Here is a 9700-nt window from a genome sequence, read left to right as displayed (position 1 = left end):
AGCCGACCGGGACGCGCGGGTGGGGGGCGGTAGTTGTCTGTGGGGCTCGCGGCCCTAAGGGGAGCCGGCGAGCGCCTTGGCGAAGGCGAGCGGCTGCTGGCGGATCGAACTGCAGGTCGCGGCCGGTGCGGCCGACTCGTTGCCATGGCACCGCTTGTCCCGGGCGAGGGACCACATCGACAGCCAGCCGATGTTCTTCGACCGTGCGAAGGCGGCCAGTTCGCCGGCGTCCCGGACCGTGAAGGTCTCGGACTCGATGTCGTTGAGTCCGATCATCGGGGTGATGGCCAGGCTCTTCCAGGCGGCGGTGTCCGACAGGCCGAGGATGCCCTTGAGCTGGGTATGGGTCGCGGTGGCGGCCCGGATGGCGTAGCCGCTCATATCGCCGCTGTAGGCCGTGCCGAAGTCCATCGCCATGACATTGACCGTGGAGATCCGTACGCCGTGCCTTCGGGCGTCGGTGAGCAGGTCCACACCCGGCTGGGTCAGCCCGTGGGGCCGCACCGGCAGGGTGTAGGTGACCTTCAGCCCGGGGCGGGACTCCTGGAGCCGGGCGATCGCCTTGGCGCGGCGGGTGTTGGCGGCGGCGTCCGGCAGCGCCTTGCCCTCGATGTCGAAGTCGATCTCGGTGAGACGGTAGGTGTCGACGACCTCGGCGTACGCCGTGGCCAGCTTCGCCGGGGAGGAGCAGACCTGCGCCAGCTCGGAGCCGTCCCCGCCGCCGAAGGAAACCCGGACATCGCCGCCGCGGGCCCTTAAGGAGCCGATCTGCCGGGCGACCTTGTTGCGGCCGAGACCGGTGACACCGCCCCAGCGCGGGTTGCAGCTCCGGCCGGCCCGGACGAAGGCCAGGTTGAAGTGCTTGATCCCCGTTTTCGCCGCCGCGCCCAGCAGGTCGTACGCCGGGTGGAGCGAGGCGTCGACGTACGGCGAGAAGCCCACGGCACCGCTGGGGGACGGTGCCGTGGGCTGCCGCGTGGGGGGAGTCCCTGTGGGGGCAGGGACGGACACGGACGGTGTGGGGGTGGGTCGTCCGGTGGGGTGGACGGTGGGCCGGGTGCCGGAGCCCGGCTGGGCGGAGCACTTCGTCTTCCCGATGAGGCAGGAGACGGGGTCATGGCCCGTTCCGGTGCCATCGGCCCGGGTGACGAAGCCGACGGTCACCGAGGCACCGGGCCCGAGCCGCTTCTTCCAGCTCGGCGGCTTCACGGTGACCCGCTGCCCGCGCGTCGTGTGTTCGCCGTTCCACAGCGAGCCGATGGTGGTGCCCGCCGGGAGTTCGAACTCAAGGGTCCAGTCCGACTTGGTCCTGCCGGTGTCATTGGTGATGACGTACTGCCCGGTGTAGCCGCCTGCCCAGGCGCTGGTCCTGGTGTACGCGGCCCCGACGGCCGCTGCCTGTGCGGTACCGGTCACGGCGACCAGCGCGCCACCGGTCGCCAGGACCGCGACGGCCGCGGCGACCGCCGTGATCCTGCGACCCTTCCTCCGCCGCTGCGCCGAGCTGACCATCGCGTGCCTGCCTCTGTGTCGCCGGTGTCGGTTGGTACGGGCTGTGGTGCCGTACAGATGCGGGCCGTACGGAAAGGGGGTGCGGCAGCACGCTAGCGACCTCCGGGCGGACAAAGGGTCGGTTCGAAGCGGGTAAAGACGTTCTTAGGACTCTCTTAAGGACGCCATCGGAACCGATTAATCAACCGGGTGAACAAGCGGCCCCTGCGGGGGGACGGCGCGGCAGGGGCCAGCGGGCCTGGTCACAGCCGGGCCGGGGTCACTTGCGGACCTCACAGATCCCATTGGACCCACTGGACCCACGAGTCACACAAGCCCCATGGGATCTACAGGACCTGAGGGACCCGAGGGACCTGAGAGACCCCGGGGCCCGGGAAGAGTCGGGCGTCAGATCGAGAAGTCGCCGCCGACCGGGGTGCGCGAACGCCCGGCGACGCGGGTGCGCCGGCGTTCCGGTCCGCGGTGGCCCCGGCGGCCCTCCTCGGGGACGCTCTCGCGCGGGCCCAGCCCGATCCAGATCCGTACCTCCGTACCGCCCAGGACGGAGCTGCCGATCCGGACATCGCCGCCCGTTGACTCGGCGACCCGGCGCACGATGTCCAGGCCGAGGCCCGTCGAGCCGTCCCGGGCGCCGCTGTTGCCCCGGACCATCGCGGCGGCGGGGTCCGCGATCCCCGGGCCCGCGTCGGAGACCAGGACGATGACCGCGTCACCGCCGTTGTGAACGTCGACCGAGAAAGCCGTGCCCTCAGGGGTGTGGCGGAAGACATTGCCGAGCAGGGCGTCGAGCGCGGCGGCGAGTTCGGGCCGGGCCACCGGGATGCGTACGGGCCGTTCCACACCCGCGACCCGCACCTCGCGGCCCTCGTCCTCCGCGAGGGCGGACCAGAAGTCCATGCGCTCGCGGACCACTTCGGACGCGTCGCAGCCCGCGCCGGGTCCGGCGGCCGTGGTCTGCGGCTTGGCGTCGCGGGCGGTGCGGATGATGATGTCGACCTCGCGTTCCAGCTGCTCGACCGCCGATCTGGTCTGGTCGGCGGCCGGTCCGACGCCGAGCGAGGCCGCGTTCAGCCGCAGCACGGTCAGCGGGGTGCGCAGCCGGTGGGAGAGGTCGGCGGCCAGTTCCCGTTCGTTGGCGAGGAGCTGGACCACCTGGTCGGCCATGGCGTTGAAGGCGATGGCGGCTGACCGCAGTTCGGTCGGCCCCTCCTCAGGGACGCGCGCACTCAGCTCACCCTCGCCCAGGTCGTGCGCCGCGCCCGCGAGCCGCTGGGCGGGCTGGACCATCCGTACGCCGAGCCGGTCGGCGACCGCGACCGAGCCGACGATCAGCGCGACACCGACGCCGGCGAGTACCAGCCAGGCGGTCGTGACGCCGTTGGTGACCTCACCGTCGGGGACGAACACCTCGATGACCGCGATCCGGCCCTTGCTGATCACCGTGGGCTGAAGCAGTACCGAGCCGCCCGCCACCTCGGTGATGGAGGCGCGGCGCAGGCCCTGGGTGGTGGCGAGGTCGGCCCTGCGGGTCCCGAGGTCGACCGGCTTGCCGTCCGGTTCGGCCGGGGGGATGTGCACCGCCATCCGGTCCGCCGCGCCCGCCTGGGTGGAGAGCACAGCCAGCTTCAGGGCCTTGCGGTCGGCGGTGATGGAGAGGATGGGCTGGATCGCGGCAGCCTGCCGCTCGGCATTGGAGAAGGCCCGGTCCCGGGCCATCTCCTTGATCACGAGTCCCAGCGGTACGGCGAAGGCCACCACGACCATCGCCGTGACGGCCAGTGAGACCTTGACCAGCGCCCATCTCATCGTTGATGTCCTCGGTGTCTTGGCGGGGGACCTGGTGGGTGACCGTTCGGCGGTTCGAGCTTCACTCCGACGCCCCGGAGCGTGTGCAGATAGCGGGGTCGCGCGGCCGTCTCCCCGAGTTTGCGGCGCAGCCAGCTCAGATGGACGTCGATGGTCTGGTCGTCGCCGTAGCTCTGCTGCCAGACCTCGGCGAGCAGTTCCTTACGCGGTACGACGACACCGGGCCGCCCGGCCAGAAAGGCCAGCAGATCGAACTCACGGCGCGTCAGATCCAGTGTGGCGCCGTCCAGTTCGGCCTGGCGGCGCAGCGGGTCGATGGCGAGGCCGCCGACCTGGATCAGCCGCGAGGGCGGGGCCTGGCCGCCGGCCGCGCGCGAGCGGCGCAGTACGGCGGCCATCCGGGCGGAAAGATGTTCCACGGAGAAGGGTTTGGTGAGATAGTCGTCGGCACCGTCGTTGAGCAACCGGACGATTTCCGTCTCGTCGTCCCGCGCGGTCGCGATAATGACGGGTACGTCGGTGATGCCCCGCAGCATCTTCAGCGCCTCGGCCCCGTCCAGATCCGGCAGACCGAGGTCGAGAATGACCACGTCGAACCGGAAATGAGCCACCTCGCGCAGCGCCTCCAGCGCGGTGCCGACGCTCCGTACGGTATGGGAAGCCTCGGTCAGATGCCGGATGAGGGCGGAGCGTACGAACTGATCGTCCTCGACCACGAGCACACTTGCCATGAGCGGCACCGTACGCCATTCGGGTGACCGGGTGGCCACCCGCCGTGTCACATCGGGCACTTGGCCGACTCTCCTCGCCGACGCTCCCCGTCGCCTCCCGGTCGCCACCCGGCCGGCCCTCCCCGTCACCTCCCGGCCGACTCTCCCGGTCGCCTCGCGGCCGGCTCTCCTCGCCACTCGCAGTCGGCTCCCCTGGCTGCCTCCCGGTCGACTCACAGCCAACTCCCGGCCGATCCGGAGCGGGTGGGTCCTCGTGGGTACATACCTGTGGCGGGTGGTGCAGTATGGCCCCGATGCGTAGAGGACTTGTACATGCCATAGCGTGGTCGATGTCCACCGGCGCGGCGGTGACGCTGTCCTGGTGGGGCGTCCACACCGTCATGTCGGGGACCGCGTATGACCGGCCTCGGGCGCTCCCGATCAACGAGGACACCCCGACCACCCAGCGCCCCAGTCCTGAGTCCTCGTCCACGCGGCGCCCGCCGAGCCACCAGAAGAAACCTCCGTCGTCCGAGCGGCGGTCCGGCTCCACGGCGATGAACGAGGAGGGCCGCGCGCCCACGACGACCCCGGCGCCCCGCAAGCCTGAGAAGCGCGCCGAACCGTCCACGAGCGCTCCGGTGTCGGCTCCGGCGGGGAACGCGAAGGCATACGCCGTCGAGGGTGGCCGGGTCGTGTTCGACATGACCGCGACCTCCGCGGAGCTGGCGTCCGCCACACCCGAGGCGGGCTGGGAGGTGCGGGTGTGGAACTGGGACTACATGATCCGGGTGACGTTCGAGAAGGACGGCCGTTCGACCTCCGTGTACTGCACCTGGTACCAGACCAAGCCCGCGGTCAGGGTCGAGGAGGACTGAGCCCCCGGGCCCCGGTGGGGTGTACGGCGGGGACCACCCGTACGGACGGACGGCGGGGACCAGCCGTCGTACGGGTCCGGTGAATGGCCGGGACTCGCCGTACGGCAGGGCATGAGTCCCGTGTGCCGTACGGCAGGGCTGCCGGGACCCGGGTGTGCTAGTGGAAGGCCGCCGGGGGCGGTGCTGGTGAGGGCTTGGCGTTCGCGTCGGTGGTCGCGACGGCGCCGCCGGTGAAGTCGAGGAGCGCGCGGCCGTGTTCGACCCGGCCGGGGTGGGGGTCGCCCGCCACCCGGCGGGTCAGCTCCGCGACCGGCAGCGGTACGTCCGATGCCAGCAGCACCGCGTTGCCGAAGCGCCGGCCGCGCAGCACGGTCGGGTCCGCGGCGAGCGCCGACTCGGGGAAGACCGCAGCGGCGGTGGCGACCTGGGCCCGCAGATGCGCCAGCGGCGGCCCGTCCGCGAGGTTGGCCGCGTACAGTCCCCCGGGCCTCAGGACCCGGCGGACCTCGGTGAGGAATTCCGTACTGGTGAGATGTGCGGGCGTACGGGCGCCGCTGAAGACGTCCGCGATGACCAGGTCCGCCCAGTCGTCCGGGATTCTGCCGAGTCCGGCGCGGGCGTCGGCGGACCGTACGCGTATCCGGGCGTTGGGGTCCAACGGGAGGTGGGCACGGACCAGTTGGACCAGGGCCGCGTCCAGTTCCACGATCTGCTGCGTGGAGCGGGGGCGCGTCGCGGCGACATAGCGGGCGAGGGTGAAGGCCCCGCCGCCCAGATGGACCGCCCTCAGGGGGCGGCCGGGCGGGGCGGCGAGATCGACGGCATGGCCCAGCCTGCGCTGGTACTCGAAGGACAGCCGCGCCGGATCGTCGAGGTCCACATGGGACTGCGGGGCACCGTCGATCAGCAGCGTCCAGGCCCGGGGGCGGTCCGGGTCGGGAATCAGCTCGGCGACCCCGCCGTCCACCCGCGCGACGACGGGTTCGGCCCCGTCGGCCCCGCCCGCGCGCCGCCGCCTGCTCTTCGCCATCAGCCCATTATCAGCCGGAGTGAGGCGCGCACGCCCGGTGGGGGCGGGGTCCCGGCGGGCGGGACCGATGATTCGGGACCGATGATTCTCGTCGGCGCGGGCGGTCATGACCTTGTACACACGCCGCAGGCGCACGGACAGGCAAGAGGAAGGCACACCCCATGGCAGCCCCGAGCAACATCACCGGACTCGGCGTCATCCTCGGCAGCACGGACCCCGAACCGCTCATCGAGTGGTATCGCGCCGCGCTGGAGCCGTTGGGTGCCCGCTGGGACGAGCACCTGCTCTTCATCGGGCAGCAGACGGTCATCGGATTCGACCGGCGTGACGATGTCGCGGACAAGGCCGCGGAACCCGGCAGGCACCTGATCAACATCACGGTGCGCGACATCCGGGCGGCCGAGAAGCACCTCAACGCCCTCGGAGTGACCTGGGTGCGGCCGGTCGAGGACGCGGGAGGAGGGTGGATGTTCTCCACCGTTCTGGACCCGGTCGGCAACTACCTCCAGCTCCTCCAAGGCCCCGCGACGCCCTGAACCGCGTCGCCGCGGGTCGCGTCGGCCCCGCGACGCCGGCCCCGGGCCGGTGGACCTCGCCCCGGAGAGGGGTCCTCGGGCCCCGGAAAGGGCGGAGGCGGTTCGCCGCCGCCCCCCGGCCAGGGGAATCCCTGCCCGGGCCCGGAGCGCGCCCGCTCAGCGGCGGCTGTCCGCCGCCTCGATCAGGCGGGCCGCCTCCCCCAGGGCCTCCCGCAGCATCTGGGGGTCGGTGACCTGGTCGGCCTCATCGGGCGGGAGCAGCCAGCCGGTGCCCCGGACCGGAGGCTCGGCGGGGATCCGCAGCCCTCGGCCCGAGGTCTGCGTACACGCGCTGCCGGGCAGGTCCCAGCCATCGGCCGTGCCGGGCGGCACCAGAAAGCCGAGCGTGGCGCACGCCCCGTCATGGAGCACGGGACCCACCGCCGGGGCGGCGCCACGGCGCAGGATGTCCACCGCTTCCAGGCCCTGGCGGGCGGGGACGGTGACCAGGTCACAGGGCTCCGCCGCGCCCGCCGGCGGGGGGCTGCTGTCCTGGGTGGGCCGGTGCCGGGCGGTGGTCGCGGTGGTCGCCCAGGCAGTCATCGCGGGTGGCGCAGGCGTCCGGGCGCCACTGGCGCTGGTCTCCATGCCGACCTCCAACACGGGGATCCCCTCCTCGCTCGACTGAGGCGCGTACTGCGCCTCCAAGAGGTTCAACGCGCGGGAGCGTCAAGGGCTACGGCATGACACCGCCATAAAGGATGGCAGTTCATGGCAGATCCCGGATGGGGCAGCTCATTTGCGGCCAAACTCTTGATGTGTCACTCGTCACATCAGGTACGTTCTCGGCTCGCCGGGAACACGGCCGTACGCGAGAGAGGGCTCGGCCATGGTGTCGTCGTCTCCGCCCCAGTCTTCGCAACCCCAGTCGTCACCGCGCCCGCCGTCACAGCCCCCGCCGTCACAGCAACCGCCGTCGCGGTCGCCCAACCAGGCTTTCCGGCGGCTGCGGGGCCGGCTCTCGCCGGGGGAGTTCGCGGCGGCCGTCCGCAAGGCGGCCCGGGAGATCAATGAGCAGGTCTCGTGCGACGCCCGCTATGTGGGCCGCGTCGAGGCGGGTGAGATCCGCTGCCCGAACTACGCGTACGAGCGGGTCTTCCTCCATATGTATCCCGGGCTGACCCTGGCGGACCTGGGCTTCTCGGCCCGGGAGCGGGTACGGGGGCGGGGGCGGGGCTCGCGCGCTCCGGAGACACCTTCGGGGGCGGGGGTTTCGGGGGCGGCCCCGGGGGTGGCTCCGGGGGCGGGCGGCGGGCCGGTGTCCGCGCCGGGCGGGTGCGGCGGCGGTACGACCAGCACCGCCGGTACGACCAGCACCGCCGGTGTCTGCCGCACCGACACCGGCTCCAGCACCGGCACCGGCACCGGCACCGGCAGCAAATGCGACTGCGACAGCGACAGCGACGAGGAGAGCGATGTGCTGCGTCGGGCATTCATGATGGGCGGTTCCGCCTCGGTGGCCGCCGCGTCCTTCGGGCTGAGCCCCGGGCTCGGGCTCGGCTCCGTGCTGCGGTCGGGGGCCGAGAGCGAGGCCCCGGCCCTCGCCTGGTCCGTGGCCGTGCCCGCGCAGCGGCGGGTCGGCGAGAGCGAGGTGGCCGCCGTCGAACAGGCCGTACGGCGAATCCGGCTGCTGGACGACCGCCATGGCGCCGACGGGCTCTACCAGCGGGCCGCGCAGCCGCTCCGGGCCGCGTACGCCCTCCTCGACGCCGGGATCACCGCGCGGCGCACGATGGCGGACCGGCTGCGCTCCGGCGCCGGAGAACTCGCCATCTCCGTGGGGTGGCTGGCCCATGACTCGGGCCGCCTCGACGACGCCCGCTCGTACTACACGGAAGCCCTTGCGACCGCGCGGGTCTCGGGCGACGCGGCCCTTGAGGCGCACGCCTTCAGCAATATCTCCTTCCTCGCCCGGGACGCGGGCCGCTACCGGGAGTGCCTCCGAGCCGCACAGGCCGGGCTGCGGGCGGCGCGTGCCCTGGGTTCGCCCCGGCTGCTGTCCCTGCTCGCGCTGCGGGAGGCGGGGGGCTGGGCGGGTCTCGGGGACCGCACCGAATGCGAACGGGCGCTGGGGTGGGCGCACCGGTTCTTCGGCCGGGGGGCGTCGACGGCCGACCCCGAGTGGATGTCGTTCTTCGGCGAACCGGAACTGGAGGCCCTCCAGGCCCAGTGCTGGGCCGCGCTCGGCGACTGGTCCCGCGCGGCCGGCCACGCCCGCCGCGCCGCGACCCTCCAGGACCGCACCTTCACCCGCAACCTGGCGCTGTACCGCGCGGAACTGGCGGTGGACCTCGCGCACGGGGGTGCGCCCGAGGAGGCGGCGGAGGCCGGGCGTGGGGTGCTGGAGCTGTTGGGCGGGGTGCGGTCGTCGCGCGTCCACGCGATGCTGACGACCACGGCGACGGTCCTGCGCCCCCACCGTACGACCCCACTGGTCCGCGAGTTCCTCGCCCGCCACGAGTCCCCGCCCCCGGGGTAGGCCCGTCCGGGGCGCCGCCCGGACCCGTAGTCCGCTCCTGGCAGGACCACGCGCTGAAACGGCTGGCGAGCCGATGCCCGTACGGACGAGTATGGAACACATGAGTGACCAACCCGCACGATGGACCCAGGCGACGGTCTACCCCGACATGTGGGTCGACCCGGACGACGACCCCCGCGACAGCGAAGGAGCCGGTCCGGACGGCGAGCTGGCGACCCTGCTGGACTTCCTGTCCGGCTATCGCATGACCCTGCGGATGAAGTGCGAGGGCCTGGACGCCGAGCAACTCGCCCGCCGGTCCGTTCCTCCGTCGACCATGTCGCTGCTCGGCCTGATCCGGCACCTCGCCGAGGTGGAACGGGACTGGCACAACTGGATCGACGACAGCGATCCCCTGCCGAGCCTGTACGGCGAGGACGACGGCGACTTCGACGGAGCCGTCGCCGACCAGGCCGAGGTCGACGCCGCGTACGCCACCCTGGAGCGCGAGCAGACCGCGACGGACGCCGCGCTGGCGGAGCACCCGGATCTGGGCGAGCGGCTGGCGAAGGACGGCATCGCGGTCCGGGAGCTGATGGTGCACCGAATCGAGGAGTACGCCCGCCACTGCGGGCACGCCGACCTGTTGCGCGAGTGCGTCGACGGCCGGGTCGGCCAGTAGCGGAGGCCCGCGTGACGCTTAAGGAGCCCCACCCGGTGCCGGGTGGGGC

General features: G+C 72.5%; 9 protein-coding genes. 4 read left to right on the top strand and 5 right to left on the bottom strand.

Annotated elements, in window-relative coordinates:
- Positions 1-54: 54 nt before the first annotated feature.
- The 3 genes from ACWF94_RS23525 to ACWF94_RS23515 all read right to left on the bottom strand — a co-directional run bounded on the left by ACWF94_RS23525 (position 55) and on the right by ACWF94_RS23515 (position 4049).
- Entirely contained in the window at positions 55-1512 is a 1458-nt protein-coding gene (locus tag ACWF94_RS23525) for a cellulose binding domain-containing protein (protein WP_453491759.1), read from the bottom strand.
- Positions 1513-1899: 387 nt separating this feature from the next.
- Positions 1900-3318: a sensor histidine kinase gene (locus tag ACWF94_RS23520; RefSeq protein WP_453491756.1), complete on the bottom strand. Its 1419-nt coding sequence runs from the start codon at positions 3316-3318 to the stop codon at positions 1900-1902.
- Positions 3315-4049 (bottom strand): response regulator transcription factor, encoded by a 735-nt coding sequence (locus ACWF94_RS23515; protein WP_453491753.1) that lies wholly within the window; start codon positions 4047-4049, stop codon positions 3315-3317. Before ACWF94_RS23515 ends, ACWF94_RS23520 begins: the two co-directional genes overlap by 4 nt.
- Positions 4050-4378: 329 nt before the next feature.
- On the opposite strand from ACWF94_RS23515, the gene ACWF94_RS23510 reads away from it, so the two are divergent.
- The gene (locus ACWF94_RS23510) at positions 4379-4906 is read left to right on the top strand and encodes a hypothetical protein (protein WP_453491750.1); all 528 of its coding nucleotides are present in this window, start codon (positions 4379-4381) and stop codon (positions 4904-4906) included.
- Positions 4907-5063: 157 nt separating this feature from the next.
- Here the strand turns inward: ACWF94_RS23510 and ACWF94_RS23505 are convergent, their stop codons facing one another.
- The gene (locus ACWF94_RS23505; RefSeq protein ID WP_453491747.1) at positions 5064-5936 is read right to left on the bottom strand and encodes a spermidine synthase; all 873 of its coding nucleotides are present in this window, start codon (positions 5934-5936) and stop codon (positions 5064-5066) included.
- A gap of 161 nt (positions 5937-6097) precedes the next feature.
- Between ACWF94_RS23505 and ACWF94_RS23500 the strand changes: the two genes are divergently transcribed.
- Complete coding sequence (locus ACWF94_RS23500) at positions 6098-6472, top strand: VOC family protein (protein WP_453491744.1); 375 nt, start codon at positions 6098-6100, stop codon at positions 6470-6472.
- 156 nt (positions 6473-6628) lie between these two features.
- Here the strand turns inward: ACWF94_RS23500 and ACWF94_RS23495 are convergent, their stop codons facing one another.
- Complete coding sequence (locus tag ACWF94_RS23495; protein ID WP_453491762.1) at positions 6629-7054, bottom strand: hypothetical protein; 426 nt, start codon at positions 7052-7054, stop codon at positions 6629-6631.
- 286 nt (positions 7055-7340) lie between these two features.
- On the opposite strand from ACWF94_RS23495, the gene ACWF94_RS23490 reads away from it, so the two are divergent.
- Positions 7341-8990 (top strand): tetratricopeptide repeat protein, encoded by a 1650-nt coding sequence (locus tag ACWF94_RS23490; RefSeq protein WP_453491741.1) that lies wholly within the window; start codon positions 7341-7343, stop codon positions 8988-8990.
- A gap of 100 nt (positions 8991-9090) precedes the next feature.
- Positions 9091-9651, top strand: coding sequence for a DinB family protein (locus ACWF94_RS23485; RefSeq protein ID WP_453491738.1), 561 nt, complete (start codon positions 9091-9093; stop codon positions 9649-9651).
- The last annotated feature ends 49 nt before the right edge of the window (positions 9652-9700 follow it).

This window comes from Streptomyces sp. NPDC055078 (assembly GCF_053607985.1).
The sequence above is the reverse complement of the archived record's forward strand: the minus strand, read 5'-3'. Positions and strand labels throughout refer to the sequence as shown.

What these genes read in the sequence shown, in the direction of transcription:
- ACWF94_RS23525 (WP_453491759.1), bottom strand. Translation starts at nt 1,512, where the DNA reads ATGGTCAGCTCGGCGCAGCGGCGGAGGAAGGGTCGCAGGATCACGGCG.
- ACWF94_RS23520 (WP_453491756.1), bottom strand. Translation starts at nt 3,318, where the DNA reads ATGAGATGGGCGCTGGTCAAGGTCTCACTGGCCGTCACGGCGATGGTC.
- ACWF94_RS23515 (WP_453491753.1), bottom strand. Translation starts at nt 4,049, where the DNA reads ATGGCAAGTGTGCTCGTGGTCGAGGACGATCAGTTCGTACGCTCCGCC.
- ACWF94_RS23510 (WP_453491750.1), top strand. Translation starts at nt 4,379, where the DNA reads ATGTCCACCGGCGCGGCGGTGACGCTGTCCTGGTGGGGCGTCCACACC.
- ACWF94_RS23505 (WP_453491747.1), bottom strand. Translation starts at nt 5,936, where the DNA reads ATGGCGAAGAGCAGGCGGCGGCGCGCGGGCGGGGCCGACGGGGCCGAA.
- ACWF94_RS23500 (WP_453491744.1), top strand. Translation starts at nt 6,098, where the DNA reads ATGGCAGCCCCGAGCAACATCACCGGACTCGGCGTCATCCTCGGCAGC.
- ACWF94_RS23495 (WP_453491762.1), bottom strand. Translation starts at nt 7,054, where the DNA reads ATGACTGCCTGGGCGACCACCGCGACCACCGCCCGGCACCGGCCCACC.
- ACWF94_RS23490 (WP_453491741.1), top strand. Translation starts at nt 7,341, where the DNA reads ATGGTGTCGTCGTCTCCGCCCCAGTCTTCGCAACCCCAGTCGTCACCG.
- ACWF94_RS23485 (WP_453491738.1), top strand. Translation starts at nt 9,091, where the DNA reads ATGAGTGACCAACCCGCACGATGGACCCAGGCGACGGTCTACCCCGAC.